Consider the following 16,187-nt stretch of genomic DNA (forward strand, 5'->3'; position numbering starts at 1 on the left):
AAGGCCTATAGGCTATTGCTGCGTCAGGGTTTGCGCACACTTTTGGCCAGCTTGATGAGCGGCAGCAGGGTCGTTGCCAGCCGGATCAGTCCCGTCAGGCTGCTGGTGCGGCCGCTACGGGTCCGTTTGCCGGTGAGAAAACCGAGCAAGGACACCGCCGCCACGCCCCAGAGCGGGGCGTGCTTGATGCCGAAGCCCTCGTGCCAACTCTGCGTGAAACCGCGCACCCGCTGCAGAGGTTGCAACAGTTGACGGGTTTCCTGGCGGATTTCCTGTCGGTGCATTTCCATGCGCAGACGTACCAGCGCCTTGCGCATTTCCTGGCGGGTCCGGGCTTGAGGAATATCAGGCAGGCTCATGGCAACAGGCGCTCCCGGTCGTTGGCCAATTCTTCCAAAGTGGCATGGAAAGGGGAGGACTCGTCATAGATCGCTGCCTTGAGTCGCAGTCCGCAGAACAGCGCTGCCAGCAGATAAAACAGGCACAAGCCAATAATCCCCGCCAGACGATAGGTATCCCATACCAGGATCAGTACCAGCGCCGACAGCCCCACCAGTAGCAACAACGCAAATACCAGCGCCAGCCCGGCGAACAACAGCAGGCTGACTGTGCGTGCTTTCTGTTCCTGCAATTCGATGCCGAACAATTCGACATGACTGTGCAGCAAGCCAAGGAACGCGGCGCCCAGGCGGCGTGCTGTAGGTTGGGTGCCCGCTTCGGACGAGCCGGATTCGTCAATGCCCATCATTAGCGCCGTGTCGCCAGCAGGCCGATCAGAAAGCCCACGCCGGCTGCGATGCCGACGGATTGCCAAGGATTGGCCTGAACGTATTCCTCGGTGGCGATCACCGCCGCCTGGCCGCGCTCACGCACCGAGTCTTCGGTCAACTTCAGGGTCTCGCGGGCGCGCAGAAGGGTTTCATGGATCTGACTGCGCAGCTCATCGGCCTGGTCGCCAGCCAGTGTCGCGGTGTGATCCAACAGCCGTTCGGTGTCGCTGACCAGCGTCTGAAAATCTTCCATCAGGATTTCTTGAGCAGTCTTTGCCTGGGTTCTGGCCATGGGGGAATCTCCGTAAGTGACGTCTGAAGCGTTCGAGTATGAGCCATACCGGAAGGTTCAGTGAAACTGGCTGGTACAACTTTTGCTCAGGGTTTTGCCATGTACTGGTGCGTCCCCCTGCGCCTGTGCGCTGAAGCTGGGCGTCAGCCCGCAAAACCTTAACCCAGAAAAACAAAATCCGCGAAGCACTCCAAGCGCAACACCGCATTGTCGATTTTTTGTGCACTCATTCGGTTCATCGGTTTTTCGGTAGTCAGATGAGATGTCTCGACTTGGTGCGTCGTCTGGGCGGGCGAACCGGTTTGGTGCTTTTTTCAACTTTTCAGGTCTGCCAACCATGGAAAATATGCAAAGCGCTGTGGACACTCTGGTCCACAGCTCCAACACGCTGTTCATTTTGCTCGGTGCGGTCATGGTTCTGGCGATGCACGCCGGTTTCGCGTTCCTTGAAGTGGGAACTGTCCGACAGAAGAACCAGGTCAATGCACTGTCGAAAATTCTCAGTGATTTCGCCGTCTCCACCCTGGCCTATTTCTTCGTGGGCTACTGGGTTTCCTACGGCGTGACCTTCCTGCAACCTGCTGCGGTGCTCAACGTCGATCATGGTTACAGCCTGGTGAAGTTCTTCTTCCTGTTGACGTTCGCCGCCGCGATCCCGGCGATCATTTCCGGCGGTATTGCCGAGCGTGCCCGATTTGCCCCTCAGTTGTGTGCCACGGTGTTGATCGTCGCGTTTGTGTATCCATTCTTCGAAGGCGTGGTCTGGAATGGCAATTTCGGCCTGCAGGCCTGGTTGCAAGCCCAGTTCGGCGCTGGCTTCCATGATTTTGCCGGTTCGGTGGTCGTGCATGCCATGGGCGGATGGCTGGCGCTGGCGGCCGTGCTCTTGCTGGGGCCGCGTAACGGCCGTTACCGCGACGGTCGTCTGGTGGCGTTCGCGCCATCGAGTATTCCTTTCCTGGCCTTGGGTTCGTGGATCCTGATTGTCGGCTGGTTCGGCTTCAACGTGATGAGCGCCCAGACGCTGCCGGCGGTGAGCGGGTTGGTGGCGATCAATTCATTGATGGCCATGGTCGGCGGGACCGTGGCGGCGTTGGTCGTCGGACGCAATGACCCCGGCTTTCTGCACAACGGTCCGTTGGCCGGGCTGGTAGCGGTCTGTGCCGGTTCGGACCTGATGCACCCGATCGGCGCACTCGTGACCGGCGCTATTGCCGGTGCCTTGTTTGTCTGGTTTTTCACCGCGGCCCAGGGCAAGTGGAAGATCGACGATGTGCTCGGTGTCTGGCCGCTCCACGGGTTGTGTGGTGTCTGGGGCGGCATTGCTTGCGGGATCTTCGGCCAGAGCGCTCTGGGCGGCCTGGGCGGAGTCAGTTTGATCAGCCAACTGATCGGCACCACGCTGGGCGTTGTCGTTGCCCTGTGCGGCGGGTTCGCGGTCTATGGTGCGATCAAGGCTGTGGTGGGACTGCGGCTGACTCAGGAGCAGGAGTACTACGGCGCCGACCTTTCGATCCACAAGATCGGCGCGGTCAGTCAGGACTGATCCTAAGGCTCTTTGTCCTGATTCCCAGGATAAAAACCGTGTAGCAAGCGATAGCGGTCGTGGCGGACCTGATCCACATGCTGCTGGACCTGCTGGTTCGGCAGCCCGAGCATGATCAGGGCGTGGGAGGCCAGCATCAGGCTTGACTCCAGCAGCTCCGGGACCACTTCGCTGGCCCCGGCAGCCTGCAACTCCGCCAATTGGCTGTCATCGCGGGTACGCACCAGAATCGGCACCTGGGGATTGAGCCGGCGGGCTTCCTTGAGCACGCTGATGGCGATGTCGGTTTTGTCCACGGCGATCACCAGCAGCTTGGCGCGACTCAGTCCGACGGCGGCCAGCAGGTCGCCCCGGCGTGAATCTCCATAGTGCACGCAGCTTTCCCCGACGCTGGCTTCCTGAATGATGACTGGATCGTCGTCCAGGGCCACAAACGCCTGGCGTTCCCTGCGCAGAAACCTGCCGATTGACTGGCCGACGCGACCATACCCGCAAATGACCACATGACCCGACAAATCGGCATTGAGTGCGCTTATCTGGTCCAGCTGTGCCTCTTCGTTGGGTTTGCGGTGCAGGCGGGCAGCAATGCGCGGCGCGGCACGCAACAGCAGTGGCGTCAGCAGCATCGAGCAGAAGGTCGCTGCCAGCAGCAGGCCGCTGATGTCGGCGGGCATGAGGCGGTTCTGCTGCATCAGTGCCATCAGGGCAAAACAGAATTCGCCGCCCTGGGCCAGGGCCAGGCCACTGCGCCAGGAGGTTTCGCCGTCGTCCCCTTGCCATTTCACCAGCACTGCGACCACGCAGCCTTTGATAAGCATCAATCCCAGGGTCAACCCGAGGATCAGCAAGCCGTCCTCCACAAACAACTGCAGATCGATCAGCATGCCGATGCTGACGAAAAACAGCCCCAGCAGAATGTCGCGGAACGGCCGTATGTCTGCCTCGATCTGATGTCGGTAATGGCTTTCCCCCAACAACATGCCTGCCAGAAACGCCCCAAGCGCCGGTGACAGACCCAGCAGATGGGTCAGCCACGCTGTCAGCAATACGATCACCAGGGCCAGCAGCACGAACAGCTCAGCGGACCGGGATTCGGCCACTTCATGGAACAGCCGTGGCAGCAGTAGACGACTGGCCAGCAGTAAACCGCCGAACAGCACCAGGGTCTTGCCCAGGGTCAGGGGCAACGCCCAGTACCATGGTTGCTCGCTGCTGCCGGCGAACACGGGGACGAGGGTCAACAGCAACACCGCGACGACATCCTGGAACAGCAGCACACCGATTGCGTTCTGGCCATGGCTGCTGAATATTTCCCCCAGGCTGGTCAGCTCCTTGCTGACAATAGCGGTGGAGGACAAGGCCAGCCCGGCGCCGAGCAGCATGGCCGCGACAGGCGGGGCGCCGAAGAGCAGCAGCAGACTGCCCAGCAGTATCCCTGAGCACAGCACCTGCAGGCTGCCAAGGCCGAACACGACCCTGCGCAGTTCGATCATCTTCGCCAGGGAGAACTCCAGCCCCAGCGAGAACAACAGGAAAACCACCCCGAGCTCGGCCAGGTCTGGCAGTTCCTCGCTGTCGTTCACCCAGTCCAGGGCGGTGGGGCCGACCGCCAGACCGACACAGAGATAACCCAGTACCGGCGGCAGGCGCAGTCGCCTGAACAGGGCGATGACCACCAGGGACGAGGCAAGAATGATCAGCAGATTGGCAAACAAGGGGTACTCCGTTTCAAGGTTTGCGCCACACAGCGTAGAAGGAAAATAAGCGCCGGGCATTGCCGGAAAAGTATTGGCGCTCAATGATTTGCACAGCGTTTTACCGAAGCACTGTCAGATTTTCTACCCGGCTCGACGGTTTTGCAGGGTGGGCCTAGAATGACCGTCTCTCTTTAGTGGGTCTACCTGCCATGCCTCCTGAATGCCAGTTGTTCGGCACCCTGGGTTGTCATCTTTGTGAAGTTGCCGAAGGTGTATTGATGTCTTTCGTCGAGCATGGATTGTTGGTGGAGCTGGTGGATATCGCCGAGAGCGAGGTTTTGTCCGAGCGTTATGGGCTGCGAATCCCGGTCCTGCGCCGGATCGATACGGGCGCGGAACTGGATTGGCCTTTTGACGATGCTGATCAGGTCGCCGCTTTCCTGAGTTGAAGCCTGCCATACGTCGCGTCCGGGCACTGCCATTGGCGAAAATCCCCTTCTTCGGTTACTGTATGCACATACAGCTATCTGGAGTGCGTCCCTTGGTCAATGTCGAACAACTGAAGAACAGCGTGAACAGGATGTCCGTGGACGTTGTGCGCGAGGCGGTCCAGGAGTTGCGCCTGGACGGGCTGGTAACCGAAGGCAAGACGCCCTTCAACAAACTGCATTTCAACACCTGCTTCGCCGAGATCGAAGCATTGTTCCAGCGTGCCGGCTACCACAAGCAACTGGATGTGGTGGGTTACCAGGGCCTGTTGTATGCATTGTACGATCCGGGTCGCTGGGAGGCGGTGGAAGTGCTGCGCTGGTTGAAAGAGTTCACTGATGCGGCAGCAAAGACGACGTCGATTCCAGCGTGAAGCAATCATTGCTGGGCTGACATGCGCGGCTGGCGGATAATGCCGCCCTGCCAAAAGATTAGAGTTTTCAATGTCCCGGTCATCGTTTTGCGCCGCTTACCATCAGGCCAGCACCTTGTATCTTCCGCCCGGCTCCTGGCAGACGGTGCTGGAGTGCCTGTGCGAGCATTTCAGCACCATCAGTCGCGAGCAGTGGCTGGACCGGATCATCCGGGGGCGGGTATTGGACGGCGAGGGCAGGGCCATTGCTGTCGACCTGCCGTACCGGGAAGGCCTGCGCATCCACTACTTTCGTGAGGTGCCTGACGAGAAGCCGATCCCGGTCGTGGAATCGATTCTGTATGCCGACGAACATCTGGTGGTAGCAGACAAGCCGCATTTTCTGCCTGTCACTCCAGCGGGCGAGTATGTCGAGCAGACCCTGTTGCGACGTCTGATCCGACGTCTGGACAATCCCCATCTGGTGCCCTTGCACCGTATCGACCGGCATACGGCGGGGCTGGTGCTGTTTTCAGCCAACCCGCAGACCCGTTCGGCTTATCAGTCGCTGTTTCCAACGCGCAAAATCGAGAAACGCTACCAGGCCATAGCCCCTGCGTTACCTCAGATGACCTTTCCTCGGGTGCATAAGAGCCGAATGATCGATGGCGAGCCGTTCTTCCGGATGCAGGAAGGGCCGGGCGAGCCCAATACCGAAACGGCCATCGAAGTCCTGGAAAAGAACGGCGAGTTGTGGCGCTACGGTCTGTCTCCGGTCACGGGCAAGAAGCACCAGTTGCGAGTGCATATGAATGCCCTCGGGGCGGCTATCTGTAACGATCCGTTCTACCCGGACGTGCTGCGGGACGTGGAGGACGATTACGCCAACCCGCTCAAGCTGCTGGCCCAGGGGTTGAGTTTTATCGATCCTGTCACCGGCCAGGAACGTGCTTTTCAAAGCGATATCAGCTTGCAGTGGTGATCGGAGCTGACTTTCGAACAGGCATCAAAAAGCCCGCAAGTATCGCGGGCTTTTTTGTAGCTGGCTGTGGCGTTGAAGGTTACAGGTCTTTAACGGTACGAACCTGATCCTTGTTCACGCGAGTCTCTTTACCGTCCAGTTGCTCGAATTCGTAGAAGCCGGTGTCTTCGTCGTACTCGGGGGTGTCGACGGCCTGGATTTCGCGACCGTCATTCAAGGTAATCACTGTTGGCGATGCGCACCCGGCGAGAGTGGCGAGGCCCAGTGCGAGCATGAAAGTGGCGAGGGTCCGTTGAGTCATGGTGTTTCTCCGAAATAGGATTCTTCAAGTTACTGACCTTCAGACGTATACAGCGCGCGCAAGTTCCTGGCTAGTGTCAATCTGACACACCTTTGTGGCCGCTGAGCAGTTCAGGCGTGTTCAGATTTGCCAGGCGAATATCGTTGGCAGGGCATTGCAGTGCAGTCGCATGCAACGCCCGCATGATGCGGCCCGGGCTGCGTTCGCCTTCGCTCCAGGCCTGTTCGAAAGCCGGGGCCAGCGCCACAGGAATGACGCACAGCAACGGTTCCCAATGTTCACCATGACGTACCATCAGTGGCTTGTCGGGATGCTGGCTCGCCTCGCTGAGCATGCTGTCGAGCAGGCTGGAGTCGATCTGCGGTACATCACACGGCAGCACCAGCAGAGAAGGGTATCGTGCCACCTTGAGGCCCGCCCGGATACCTGCCAACGGACCGGGGAAGCCCCCTTCATCGTCATGCACCAATTGATCGGCATACAGCGCATAGCGTTCCGGATTGCGGTTGCAGGAGATAATCAGGTCGTCGCTCAGTGCGCGCGTCTGTCGATGCAGATGGGCGATCAACGGTTCGCCCTGCCACTGCAACAGGCCCTTGTCCTGCCCGCCCATGCGTTGTCCGCGCCCCCCCGCCAGCAGCAGGATGGAGCATGATGGCGGGGAAGTATTCGAGGTCATGGTGTGTCTCCGCACGGGCGAAAAAATGAAGCGCTGTGATATAACACCGGGCTGTTTCCTCTACAACTGGACGAGCCTATGAAAGCCAAGGCTGATGTACCTTTCGTGCCGCTCAATATCGCGGTGCTGACAGTCAGTGATACCCGCACCCTTGAAACCGATACGTCGGGGCAGGTCTTTGTCGATCGGCTCACGGCGGCCGGTCACAACCTGGCGGCGCGGGTTCTGCTCAAAGATGATTTGTACAAGATCCGCGCGCAAGTCGCGAACTGGATCGCCGAGGACGTGGTGCAAGTGGTGCTGATTACTGGCGGCACCGGTTTCACGGGGCGCGACAGCACTCCGGAAGCCGTCGCGTGCCTGCTGGACAAACAGGTCGACGGCTTCGGTGAACTGTTTCGCCAAATATCGGTGGCGGACATCGGCACTTCCACCGTCCAGTCTCGGGCGCTGGCAGGTCTGGCCAATGGCACGCTGGTTTGTTGCCTGCCTGGCTCAACCAACGCGGTGCGTACTGGCTGGGACGGGATACTGGCCGAGCAACTGGATGCGCGGCATCGTCCGTGTAACTTCGTGGCCCATCTGAAACAGGCAGCGCCTTGTGAATCCCGTGGGTAAACCGGGAAAGGCCGGTGCCTTGATGGCCGTGGAGGTGGCGTTGGAGCGTTTGCTCGAGATGGCGGCGGCTACGCCGATTGTCCAGCGTGAACGTTTGCCTTTGGCCGCGGCGCAAGGCCGGGTGCTTGCAGAAGATCTGGTATCGACCCTTGATTTGCCGCCATGGCCCAACAGCGCCATGGACGGCTACGCGTTGCGGCTGGCTGACTGCACAGGTGAGCCGCTGGTGGTCAGTCAGCGAATTTTCGCCGGCCAGGCCCCGGAGCCGCTGGCTGCAGGAACCTGTGCACGGATCTTCACCGGAGCGCCTGTCCCTGCCGGCGCTGACTGCGTCGAGATGCAGGAAAACGCCGTGGTTGAAGATGACCTGCGCGTACGCTTTACCGAGCCCATGGTGAGCGGGCAAAACATCCGCCCGCAGGGGCAGGAGACAACTGTCGGAGAAACGGTTCTTTCCTGCGGTACTCGCCTGGGGCCGATTGAACTGGGGCTGGCGGCGTCTCTTGGCTGCGCGTCGCTGGAGGTGGTGCGCAAGGTGCGTGTTGCAGTGCTCTCCACCGGTGACGAACTGGTAGAGCCAGGTCAGGCGCTGGGCCCTGGCCAGATCTATAACAGCAATCGCGTACTGCTCTGTGGCTGGTTGCAGCAGCTGGGTTGTGAGGTGGTCGACGCAGGTATTCTGCCCGACGACTTGCCCGCCACCCGCCAGCGTCTGGGGCAGTTGTCGGATGTCGATCTGATCCTGTCCACTGGCGGCGTATCGGTGGGGGAGGCTGACTTCCTGGGGACCGCCTTGCGCGAAGAGGGTGAACTCGCGCTCTGGAAGCTTGCCATCAAGCCTGGGAAACCGCTGACGTTCGGGCATTTTCGTGGTGTGCCTGTGATCGGCCTGCCCGGAAACCCTGCCTCGACCTTGGTGACGTTCGCATTGTTAGCCCGGCCTTACTTGTTACGCCGCCAGGGTGTTCAGGCGGTAACGCCGCTCAAGTTCAAGGTACCGGCTGGCTTCGACTGGCCGAAGGCAGGCGGTCGACGAGAATACTTGCGAGGTCGCCTCGAGAACGGTCGGGCGATCATCTACCGCAATCAAAGCTCCGGTGTGCTGCGCAGCGCGGCCTGGGCTGAAGGACTGGTTGAGGTGCTTGAGGGGCGAACCCTGGTCGAAGGCGACGAAGTGGGTTTTATTCCCTTGAGCGAGGTCCTGGGCTAGCGCTGCGGCAGTGGGAGTATCCGGCCCGAGTCGAGTGCTCGGGCTTTTCATGCCCATCGGCTTTATCGCGAGAGCAGCATGACCAGTTGATCGAATCGACTGTTCGCAATCCAGCCCAGCAGGCCAAAGACCACCGCTGCTGCGCCTGCTGAATAGGCGAGCCTGTGGCGGATGACCTTCACATCGGTTCGGATTTCATCCATGTCTTTACGGATGTATTTAAGGTGGGTTTCCAGTTCAACGACGCGCGGTTCCAAATCAATTCCTCCTGCGGGATTACTGCAACTTTTGCATTCGTTTTGAACGTTGGCCTGTTCGCTTCCAAATGATGCGAGCTGCCGGGGCGACAGCTTGTATTTATGGTTATGCATGGGGCGCTTCATCCCCTTGGCCATAACTGTTCGAACCACTGTTCCGGCCCCTGCGGGCCGTGATGTATCCATCCATGGGTTAAGACATCCTTGTGTAATGAGCATTTAAACGATCCAGCACAACAGAGCACCAAAGTGTCTCAATACCCTTGACGGGTCAATTGAGCTGATTCGCCAGTTCTTGTAAGAAAATTCTTCGAGTCGAGAAGTGGGCGGCGGGGGCTGTCCGCCGGTTTTCCCCATGGGCGCGCGGCGCAGTCTTTTATTTAATTTGAATCGGTCCGGGCTTTTTCGGCCGTGTGAGTGGTCCCATTCTCTGAACCTTCCCATGACGGAGATAACAATGAGCAAAGGCAAGGCGCTGTTGATTTTGCATGGCAAGCAAGCGCTCAACGATGAGGTTCGCGCCGCAGTGATGCTCAAGCGCAAGCAGGGCTGGGACCTTGCGGTCCGAGTGACGTGGGAGGCCGGCGATGCCCGACGCTGTGTCGATGAGGCGCTGGATGCCGGTTACACGACGCTGATCGCCGGCGGTGGGGACGGGACCTTGCGTGATATCGCCGAGGCGATCGTGCGTAAATCGAGTGAGGTGAGCCTGGTATTGCTGCCGCTGGGTACGGCCAATGACTTTGCCCGTGCCGCCGGTATCCCGCTGGAGCCGGAGCAGGCCCTGGATCTGCTGGATGTGACGCCCCAGGCTATCGATTTGGGCGAAGTGGGCGGTCAGATCTTCCTGAATATGGCCACGGGCGGTTTTGGCAGCCAAGTGACGGCGAACACCTCCGAGGACTTGAAAAAGGTCTTGGGTGGCGCCGCCTATTTGTTCACCGGTTTATCACGTTTCAGTGAACTGAGTGCGGCCTACGGTGAGCTGCAGGGCCCGGATTTCCACTGGCAGGGCGATTTGCTGGCGCTGGGCATCGGCAATGGCCGGCAGGCCGGAGGGGGGCATGTACTGTGCCCTGAGGCGCTGGTCGATGATGGATTGCTGGACATCAGTGTCCTGCCGGCGCCTCAGGAGGTGGTCAGTACCCTGAAGGATTTGCTGGCCGGTGGCCTGGGGATCGACAACATGTTCGTGCGCGCACGCCTGCCATGGGTGGAAATCAAGGTCGCTCAAGGCCTGGATATCAATCTTGATGGCGAACCGTTGCAGGTCGACAGTTTGCGTTTCACTGTGCAGGCCAAAGCGCTGCGTGTTCACCTGCCCGCCGATTCGCCTTTGCTGAGTACCTCGGTGGCGCTTAATCGTCCAGGCTGATGATCTGCTCGCGCACGGCGAACAGCACCAGCCCGGCCACATCATGGATCTGCAGGCGTTTCATGATTTGCGCCCGGTGGGTTTCTATGGTCTTGATGCTCAAGCTCAGGCCGTTAGCGATTTCCCGGGTGGACTTGCCACGCACGATCAGCCGCAGGATCTCCAACTGGCGGGCGGTCAGATTATGAGCTTGGCCAGGATCGGGTTGCGGTTTCTGGGTACGGGTCAGTGCCTGGTTGATCACGGTGTGGGCAATGGCAGGGCTCAGGTAGCGTTCGTTGTTGCGCAGCGCTTCCAGCGCGTGTTCCAGCTCGGTGGCGGTGGTGTCCTTGAGCAGATAGCCATGGGCTCCGGATTCCAGCGCCTGCATGATTAACGCCGGATCGGTGTGCATCGACAGAATCAGCACTTTGCTCTGGGGACGCACGCGCTTGAGCTGTTGCAGCGCGTCCAGGCCGCAGGTGTCTTTCATGGAGATATCCAGCAAGACGATATCTGGAACCAGCCGTTCAACCAGTTCCAGCAATTGCGTCCCGTCACTGGCTTCGCCGATCACGGCATATCCGGGCAGATCCATGACCAGGGCGCGCACACCGGCCCTGATCAGCGAGTGGTCATCTATCAGAAGCAAATTACAAATCAATGGAGAACCTTATTCTTGCTGGCCCGTTCCAGGGCGCGAGGTGTCCAGGGAAAGCTTGCCTCAATATGGGTACCTTTGCCGGCCTCGCTGATGACCTTCAAGGTGCCGCCCAGTTGTTCAACCCGCTCCGACATGCCGGCCATGCCGCGTTGTCCTTCGTGAGCGGGGTGGGAGGCCGGGACGAATCCCTTGCCATCGTCACTGATCAACAGGGTCAGGCCTTCGGGCAAGCGTTGCAGGCGCACCAGCAGGTTTTTCGCCTGGGCATGGCGCAAAATATTGGTCACGGCTTCCTGGGTGATTCGAAACGCGGCGACCGTCATTTCCTCAGGGATGCCGGTCATGCGTTGTTGGCAGTCCAGGCTCCATTTCAGCGGCGTATTAGCCAGCGTCTTGAGCAGGTGCGCGCGCAGGCTGGCTTCAAGTCCCAGGCTGGTCAGTTGTCTTGGGTTGAGAATGGCTGATACGTCGCGAACCTTATTGAGCGTTTCGTCCAGCGTCTCGCAGAGGATCGTGCACTGGCCGTGCAGTTCTTCCGGAATACGGCGCTTGAGCCATTCGCTTTGCAGTTTGGCCGCGGTCAGCAACTGGCCGATATCGTCGTGCAATTCACGGCTGAGCCGGTGACGCTCGTTTTCCTGGACCTCAAGCAACCGATCGGCCAATTCCTGGGGCTGGAACTTGATGGATTTGTGTGACAGGCGATGCTGGATCCAGACACAGGTCATGGCTGCGCTATTGAGCACCAGCAAACTCAACGGGACGGTCGAGGCGAACAGATAGGCCAGCAGGCTGCCAAGGGTCGAGCAGATGCACAACAACAGCGTGAAACGGCGGGCATTTTCTCGGGAGGGTGGCCAGGTGATGATTGACTTGAGGCTGGCGTACATGACGGATGGAGCCAATGAATGTTCGCTGCGGGCAGGCTGGTCAGCGTATCTGACAGGCCGGGACGGATAAACGTTTCAGGTCGAAGATGGCCTCAGTTGGCGGCTTAATGCCACTATCTTGAAGCCTCTGACGCGGGAGATAGTACCACTTCATATTTCGTTGGTCGCGTTCAGCATGGTGGCGTGAAAGTGCCAAGTGTCAGCCGCATCGGGTCGAACCGCACTCATCGGCCTCAGGCCTGCTTTTGTGAGTAGGGCACCAAACCCAGGGGGCGCGAAGCAGGCAATGTCTGGCCAGGACTCTGGCCTACCTGGAAGGCAAAGGCTTCGATCAACGAGGTCTGTTCGCTGCTGTCCAGGCTGAGCTGGCCGGTGGTGTGATCGACCAGTTCCAGTTGCCAGGCCATCAGGGTGAAGCAATCCTTCAGCGCGCCCAGCGCCTGCTCATGCAATTCAACGTGACTCTGCGCGTTGCTGAGCAAGCCATGGATATGCAGCGAAAATTCTGAAATGGCTTCCAGCGCCAGGGCGTCGGCCTTGTTTGCCAGCTTCAGCAAGGTGCTGAGCATGCAATCAATGGCGTCCCTGTCGTCGTTGATCAGCTGCAGATGGGTCAGGCATTCCTCTGACTTGGCCAAAAGCGTTTCGGCCTCGATCAGAAATTCGGGAAGGCGCTGATTCCAGTTTTTACGATCGTTCGGCATGCTTATCTCCACAACATCATGTCAGACGCAAGAAAATCGCGTGTGGCGAACGGCTGGACTTCTCGGCCGGCAACTAACGAAGACCCGCAGGCACTCTTTCGCCCGTAGACAAAGGCATGCGCGCAAACGATTGCACTGGCGGGATCGGCCAAATGGCTGGAAGTCCGGTGTCCTGCGGTCGCGCACAAAAGCCTGACTCCGTTCAGCAATGAGAATGGCGTCACATTAATGGCTATTGGATAGCGGGAATATCAGGTTGGACCTGATTGTCCCTAGGGGAAACCCCTAGGCGGGGGAACTTTGTGCGCAAACTGAGGTCGCGCAGCGGCAGAGCTGGGGGATGAAATCCGTGAAGCAAGTAAAGCATGATGCTAATGTGACATCAATGCCCTGCGCGAGATTTTATACAGGGGTCAAGATCCCGTCTGCACGGCCGATATCTCCTTCATGGATTCATCCGAACAAGCCTAGGAGTCATAGATGGCCGGCATTCTCGACACAGTAGATCAACGAACCCAACTGGTGGGTGAGAATCGCCTGGAAATTCTCATGTTTCGCCTGGCAGGGCGGCAGTTGTTCGCCATTAACGTGTTCAAGGTCCAGGAAGTGCTGCAGTTGCCGAAGCTGACGTTGATGCCGCAGCGCCATCCGTTTGTGTGCGGTGTAGTCAATCTGAGGGGCCAGACATTGCCGGTGATCGACCTGTCCCAGGCCATCGGTATGCGTCCGCTGGTGCCGGGAGCTAACAGCACCATTATCGTCACTGAATACAACCGTTCGGTTCAGGCGTTCCTGGTGGGCGGCGTGGACCGCATCGTCAATATGAACTGGGAAGCCATCTTGCCGCCCCCGACCAGCGCTGGGCGTGAGCACTACCTGACGGCGATCAGCAAGGTTGACGACCAGTTGGTGGAAATCATCGACGTGGAAAAGGTCCTGGCCGAAATCGTGCCTTACAACGCCAAGGTTTCCCGGGACAAGCTCGAAGATCCGGTACTGGAGCGCGCCCGTGGACGCGAAGTGCTGCTGGTGGACGACTCCAATGTCGCGCTCTCTCAACTGCGCGATACGCTGGGTCAGTTGGGTGTGAAGATGCACGTTGCCAGCGACGGTTTGAAAGCCCTGAACATGCTCAAGGCCTGGGCCGATACTGGCGAAGTGATGACCGACAAATTACTGATGATTTTCACCGACGCGGAAATGCCGGAAATGGACGGCTATCGCCTGACTACCGAGATCCGCAACGACCCACGTTTGCGCGGGCTCTACGTGGTGCTGCACACCTCGCTGTCCGGCAGCTTCAACGATTCAATGGTCAAGAAGGTCGGCTGCGACAACTTCCTCTCCAAGTTCCAGCCGGACAAGCTGGTTGATGTGGTGCGCCAGCGACTGATGCTCGACTGAGGCTGATCATGGTTTGCTTCAATGGCCGGCTCGTATAAGGTGGCGTTTTTTCGTCACCGGGGAAGTCGACCATGTTGCGGCTGAGCGCGCTGTATCGTTATCCGTTGAAGTCCGGCAAAGGCCAGCTCCTGCAAGGCATAGGCCTGGACAAGCTGGGCCTGGACGGTGACCGGCGCTGGATGCTGGTGGACGAGGGCACCGGGCGCTTCCTGACCCAGCGGGCGGTGACCCAGATGAGCCAGCTCTCGGCATTGTGGAATGAGGCCGGCGGTCTGACGCTCAGTGCGCCAGGTTTTGCCACCCTGGATGTGCCCCTGCCACCTGTTGACGAAGAGCAACGGCGCGGTGTGATCATCTGGCGCGACACCTTGCGCGTACCGGATGCCGGTGACGAGGCGGCGGCCTGGGTCAGCGAGTTCATCGGCAAGCCCACCCGGCTGGTTCACGTTCCGGTGGAACTGGCGCGCACCACCGCCGCCGGTTACGGCAAGGATGACGACAAGGTGGCGTTCGCGGACGGTTTCCCCTTGCTGCTGATCGGCCAGGCCTCTTTGCAGGACGTGTCCGATCGGGTCGGCCGCCCTTTGGAGATGCTGCGCTTTCGTCCCAACCTGGTTATCGAGGGCAGTGAGGCATTTGCCGAGGATGGCTGGAAGCGCATTCGTATCGGCGATGTGGAGTTCCGGCTGGTCAAGCCCTGCTCACGCTGCATCATGACCACGGTCGACCCGCAAACCGGCGAACGCGACCCTGACCGCGAACCCTTCGCCACGCTGCAGCAGTATCGTTCGACACCGGACGGTGCGATGTTCGGCCAGAACCTGGTCAATGACAGCAATGGTTGGCTTGAAGTGGGTATGCCGGTTGAAGTGCTCGAATAAACACCGCTTTTGAAAAAACAATGCCCGTGTCCACTGGACACGGGCATTTTTCATTACCCGATACCACGCCGGGGCTTTTGTGGCGAGGGGATTTAGCGAAACGTCGCACCGCCCCTCGCCACAGGCTTAGCCGCGGTATTCACACAGGTAGGCGGTGTCGACGGCGACCTTGAGCTGGAACTTGCTATTGGCCGGTACATTGAACTGGCTGCCGGCCTCGAAGATTTCCCAGTCGGTGCTGTCGGGCAGTTTCACGGTCAGGGCGCCGGAGACGACGTGCATGATTTCCCGCTGGGCCGTGCCGAATTCGTATTCGCCCGCAGCCATGACGCCGATGGTCGCAGGGCCTTCGGCAGTGCCGAAAGCGATCGACTTGACGGTGCCGTCGAAGTACTCGTTGACTTTAAACATGGGCGATTCCTCGAAAAAAGGGGCTGGAAAAGGCCGGCCAGTATGCACAAGGCTTCAACGTTCGTCATCTGCCGCGCCGCAGTCTTGGCTCGCGTTCAGCCTGGGAGTACCAGGGGTAATAACCGCGCTGTATTGCGCGCATCTTCCAGGGCCCGGTGTTGTTGACCGCAGAATTGCAGGCCGGCCAGTTGCAGCGCCCCGTTGAGCCCCAGGGGGCGCTCCAGCCGGCGGGCTTTGGCGAAGCGCTGCTTGAGGTTCATGTGCGGCACTTGGCCGAGAAAACTGTGCAACCGCTGATGCTGCCATTCCTGAAGCAATTGCTTGCGGTCGTAATCGCCCCAACTGACCCAGCTCTCCAGGTTCGCGTGGTACTGCGCCAGCCAGCGTTCGAACGCCGGCCAGACCTCGGTCAAAGGCGCGGCGCTGTCGATATTGGCCTGGGTGATATGGGTCAGCTCGCGACAGAAAGGTGTGAGCAACGGGCGCCTCAACGGCTTTACGAACCGCTGGAAGTGGTCCAGCTCGCGGCCATCCCGATTCACCAGCGTGGCGCCGATTTCGATAATTTCCATTTCGGTTACCGGCCAGCCACCTTCATCGGTGGTGGCCTCCAGATCAATCACCAGCCAGTGAGGCATCGCAAGGTTCCCGGTATCGGCGTGCTGATGGGTTTGAGCGTAGTCAAA

The 16,187-nt window shown here is 59.5% G+C and carries 21 protein-coding genes; 9 read left to right on the top strand and 12 right to left on the bottom strand.

All coding sequences use genetic code 11. The features are described 5' to 3' along the window. Positions 1-23: 23 nt before the first annotated feature. The 3 genes from AC3I65_RS08090 to AC3I65_RS08100 are packed head-to-tail and all read right to left on the bottom strand — an operon-like array spanning position 24 to position 1,062. A complete protein-coding gene (locus AC3I65_RS08090) occupies positions 24-359 on the bottom strand; it encodes a hypothetical protein (RefSeq protein WP_047226383.1) in 336 nt (111 codons plus the stop codon). Next, positions 356-745 carry a phage holin family protein gene (locus AC3I65_RS08095; RefSeq protein ID WP_047226384.1) on the bottom strand — a complete coding sequence of 130 codons (390 nt, stop codon included), beginning with the start codon at positions 743-745 and terminating at the stop codon, positions 356-358. Before AC3I65_RS08095 ends, AC3I65_RS08090 begins: the two co-directional genes overlap by 4 nt. Positions 746-747: 2 nt before the next feature. Continuing rightward, positions 748-1,062 carry an ElaB/YgaM/YqjD family protein gene (locus tag AC3I65_RS08100; RefSeq protein ID WP_047226385.1) on the bottom strand — a complete coding sequence of 105 codons (315 nt, stop codon included), beginning with the start codon at positions 1,060-1,062 and terminating at the stop codon, positions 748-750. A gap of 337 nt (positions 1,063-1,399) precedes the next feature. On the opposite strand from AC3I65_RS08100, the gene AC3I65_RS08105 reads away from it, so the two are divergent. Next, a complete protein-coding gene (locus AC3I65_RS08105; protein ID WP_274090268.1) occupies positions 1,400-2,608 on the top strand; it encodes an ammonium transporter in 1,209 nt (402 codons plus the stop codon). A gap of 2 nt (positions 2,609-2,610) precedes the next feature. Here the strand turns inward: AC3I65_RS08105 and AC3I65_RS08110 are convergent, their stop codons facing one another. Beyond that, the gene (locus tag AC3I65_RS08110; RefSeq protein WP_305467882.1) at positions 2,611-4,323 is read right to left on the bottom strand and encodes a cation:proton antiporter; all 1,713 of its coding nucleotides are present in this window, start codon (positions 4,321-4,323) and stop codon (positions 2,611-2,613) included. A gap of 191 nt (positions 4,324-4,514) precedes the next feature. On the opposite strand from AC3I65_RS08110, the gene AC3I65_RS08115 reads away from it, so the two are divergent. The 3 genes from AC3I65_RS08115 to AC3I65_RS08125 all read left to right on the top strand — a co-directional run bounded on the left by AC3I65_RS08115 (position 4,515) and on the right by AC3I65_RS08125 (position 6,128). Next, positions 4,515-4,754, top strand: coding sequence for a glutaredoxin family protein (locus tag AC3I65_RS08115; RefSeq protein ID WP_047226388.1), 240 nt, complete (start codon positions 4,515-4,517; stop codon positions 4,752-4,754). A 92-nt stretch (positions 4,755-4,846) separates the two neighbouring features. Then, a complete protein-coding gene (locus tag AC3I65_RS08120; RefSeq protein WP_488523612.1) occupies positions 4,847-5,167 on the top strand; it encodes a transcriptional regulator in 321 nt (106 codons plus the stop codon). Between the two features lie 70 nt (positions 5,168-5,237). Next, positions 5,238-6,128: a pseudouridine synthase gene (locus tag AC3I65_RS08125; protein WP_488523613.1), complete on the top strand. Its 891-nt coding sequence runs from the start codon at positions 5,238-5,240 to the stop codon at positions 6,126-6,128. A gap of 79 nt (positions 6,129-6,207) precedes the next feature. Here the strand turns inward: AC3I65_RS08125 and AC3I65_RS08130 are convergent, their stop codons facing one another. Both AC3I65_RS08130 and mobA read right to left on the bottom strand, forming a co-directional pair. After that, positions 6,208-6,429, bottom strand: coding sequence for a YgdI/YgdR family lipoprotein (locus AC3I65_RS08130; RefSeq protein WP_047226391.1), 222 nt, complete (start codon positions 6,427-6,429; stop codon positions 6,208-6,210). Positions 6,430-6,505: 76 nt separating this feature from the next. Continuing rightward, positions 6,506-7,108 (bottom strand): molybdenum cofactor guanylyltransferase MobA, encoded by a 603-nt coding sequence (gene mobA / locus AC3I65_RS08135; protein WP_047226392.1) that lies wholly within the window; start codon positions 7,106-7,108, stop codon positions 6,506-6,508. Between the two features lie 78 nt (positions 7,109-7,186). On the opposite strand from mobA, the gene moaB reads away from it, so the two are divergent. After that, the gene (gene moaB, locus AC3I65_RS08140; protein ID WP_047226393.1) at positions 7,187-7,726 is read left to right on the top strand and encodes a molybdenum cofactor biosynthesis protein B; all 540 of its coding nucleotides are present in this window, start codon (positions 7,187-7,189) and stop codon (positions 7,724-7,726) included. A 22-nt stretch (positions 7,727-7,748) separates the two neighbouring features. Then, complete coding sequence (locus tag AC3I65_RS08145) at positions 7,749-8,936, top strand: molybdopterin molybdotransferase MoeA (protein WP_177513941.1); 1,188 nt, start codon at positions 7,749-7,751, stop codon at positions 8,934-8,936. Between the two features lie 62 nt (positions 8,937-8,998). On the opposite strand, the gene AC3I65_RS08150 is transcribed toward AC3I65_RS08145, so the two are convergent. Further along, positions 8,999-9,307: a hypothetical protein gene (locus AC3I65_RS08150; RefSeq protein WP_223194406.1), complete on the bottom strand. Its 309-nt coding sequence runs from the start codon at positions 9,305-9,307 to the stop codon at positions 8,999-9,001. 343 nt (positions 9,308-9,650) lie between these two features. Between AC3I65_RS08150 and yegS the strand changes: the two genes are divergently transcribed. Further along, the gene (gene yegS, locus AC3I65_RS08155) at positions 9,651-10,568 is read left to right on the top strand and encodes a lipid kinase YegS (protein WP_047226396.1); all 918 of its coding nucleotides are present in this window, start codon (positions 9,651-9,653) and stop codon (positions 10,566-10,568) included. On the opposite strand, the gene AC3I65_RS08160 is transcribed toward yegS, so the two are convergent. The 3 genes from AC3I65_RS08160 to AC3I65_RS08170 all read right to left on the bottom strand — a co-directional run bounded on the left by AC3I65_RS08160 (position 10,552) and on the right by AC3I65_RS08170 (position 12,805). After that, a complete protein-coding gene (locus tag AC3I65_RS08160; RefSeq protein ID WP_047226397.1) occupies positions 10,552-11,211 on the bottom strand; it encodes a response regulator in 660 nt (219 codons plus the stop codon). The two genes, yegS and AC3I65_RS08160, sit on opposite strands and share 17 nt — an antisense overlap. Beyond that, entirely contained in the window at positions 11,208-12,101 is an 894-nt protein-coding gene (locus AC3I65_RS08165; protein WP_288912906.1) for a sensor histidine kinase, read from the bottom strand. Before AC3I65_RS08165 ends, AC3I65_RS08160 begins: the two co-directional genes overlap by 4 nt. A 233-nt stretch (positions 12,102-12,334) precedes the next feature. After that, positions 12,335-12,805, bottom strand: coding sequence for a hypothetical protein (locus AC3I65_RS08170; RefSeq protein WP_047226399.1), 471 nt, complete (start codon positions 12,803-12,805; stop codon positions 12,335-12,337). A 480-nt stretch (positions 12,806-13,285) separates the two neighbouring features. On the opposite strand from AC3I65_RS08170, the gene AC3I65_RS08175 reads away from it, so the two are divergent. Together AC3I65_RS08175 and AC3I65_RS08180 are read left to right on the top strand one after the other, a co-directional pair. Next, the gene (locus AC3I65_RS08175) at positions 13,286-14,209 is read left to right on the top strand and encodes a chemotaxis protein CheV (protein WP_076385689.1); all 924 of its coding nucleotides are present in this window, start codon (positions 13,286-13,288) and stop codon (positions 14,207-14,209) included. 71 nt (positions 14,210-14,280) lie between these two features. After that, the gene (locus tag AC3I65_RS08180; protein WP_076385687.1) at positions 14,281-15,090 is read left to right on the top strand and encodes an MOSC domain-containing protein; all 810 of its coding nucleotides are present in this window, start codon (positions 14,281-14,283) and stop codon (positions 15,088-15,090) included. Between the two features lie 126 nt (positions 15,091-15,216). Here the strand turns inward: AC3I65_RS08180 and ppnP are convergent, their stop codons facing one another. Then, positions 15,217-15,501 (bottom strand): pyrimidine/purine nucleoside phosphorylase, encoded by a 285-nt coding sequence (gene ppnP / locus AC3I65_RS08185; RefSeq protein ID WP_488523614.1) that lies wholly within the window; start codon positions 15,499-15,501, stop codon positions 15,217-15,219. A gap of 95 nt (positions 15,502-15,596) precedes the next feature. Next, positions 15,597-16,139, bottom strand: a complete 543-nt coding sequence (locus AC3I65_RS08190; protein ID WP_047226403.1) for a 3'-5' exonuclease — start codon at positions 16,137-16,139, stop codon at positions 15,597-15,599. Positions 16,140-16,187 lie beyond the last annotated feature (48 nt).

It is taken from the genome of Pseudomonas sp. N-1-13 (assembly GCF_057787095.1).

What these genes read in the sequence shown, in the direction of transcription:
- AC3I65_RS08180 (WP_076385687.1), top strand. Translation starts at nt 14,281, where the DNA reads ATGTTGCGGCTGAGCGCGCTGTATCGTTATCCGTTGAAGTCCGGCAAA.
- yegS (WP_047226396.1), top strand. Translation starts at nt 9,651, where the DNA reads ATGAGCAAAGGCAAGGCGCTGTTGATTTTGCATGGCAAGCAAGCGCTC.
- AC3I65_RS08105 (WP_274090268.1), top strand. Translation starts at nt 1,400, where the DNA reads ATGGAAAATATGCAAAGCGCTGTGGACACTCTGGTCCACAGCTCCAAC.
- AC3I65_RS08150 (WP_223194406.1), bottom strand. Translation starts at nt 9,307, where the DNA reads ATGCATAACCATAAATACAAGCTGTCGCCCCGGCAGCTCGCATCATTT.
- AC3I65_RS08100 (WP_047226385.1), bottom strand. Translation starts at nt 1,062, where the DNA reads ATGGCCAGAACCCAGGCAAAGACTGCTCAAGAAATCCTGATGGAAGAT.
- AC3I65_RS08165 (WP_288912906.1), bottom strand. Translation starts at nt 12,101, where the DNA reads ATGTACGCCAGCCTCAAGTCAATCATCACCTGGCCACCCTCCCGAGAA.
- AC3I65_RS08125 (WP_488523613.1), top strand. Translation starts at nt 5,238, where the DNA reads ATGTCCCGGTCATCGTTTTGCGCCGCTTACCATCAGGCCAGCACCTTG.
- AC3I65_RS08115 (WP_047226388.1), top strand. Translation starts at nt 4,515, where the DNA reads ATGCCTCCTGAATGCCAGTTGTTCGGCACCCTGGGTTGTCATCTTTGT.
- AC3I65_RS08170 (WP_047226399.1), bottom strand. Translation starts at nt 12,805, where the DNA reads ATGCCGAACGATCGTAAAAACTGGAATCAGCGCCTTCCCGAATTTCTG.
- ppnP (WP_488523614.1), bottom strand. Translation starts at nt 15,501, where the DNA reads ATGTTTAAAGTCAACGAGTACTTCGACGGCACCGTCAAGTCGATCGCT.
- moaB (WP_047226393.1), top strand. Translation starts at nt 7,187, where the DNA reads ATGAAAGCCAAGGCTGATGTACCTTTCGTGCCGCTCAATATCGCGGTG.
- mobA (WP_047226392.1), bottom strand. Translation starts at nt 7,108, where the DNA reads ATGACCTCGAATACTTCCCCGCCATCATGCTCCATCCTGCTGCTGGCG.
- AC3I65_RS08190 (WP_047226403.1), bottom strand. Translation starts at nt 16,139, where the DNA reads ATGCCTCACTGGCTGGTGATTGATCTGGAGGCCACCACCGATGAAGGT.
- AC3I65_RS08175 (WP_076385689.1), top strand. Translation starts at nt 13,286, where the DNA reads ATGGCCGGCATTCTCGACACAGTAGATCAACGAACCCAACTGGTGGGT.
- AC3I65_RS08145 (WP_177513941.1), top strand. Translation starts at nt 7,749, where the DNA reads ATGGCCGTGGAGGTGGCGTTGGAGCGTTTGCTCGAGATGGCGGCGGCT.
- AC3I65_RS08090 (WP_047226383.1), bottom strand. Translation starts at nt 359, where the DNA reads ATGAGCCTGCCTGATATTCCTCAAGCCCGGACCCGCCAGGAAATGCGC.
- AC3I65_RS08130 (WP_047226391.1), bottom strand. Translation starts at nt 6,429, where the DNA reads ATGACTCAACGGACCCTCGCCACTTTCATGCTCGCACTGGGCCTCGCC.
- AC3I65_RS08095 (WP_047226384.1), bottom strand. Translation starts at nt 745, where the DNA reads ATGGGCATTGACGAATCCGGCTCGTCCGAAGCGGGCACCCAACCTACA.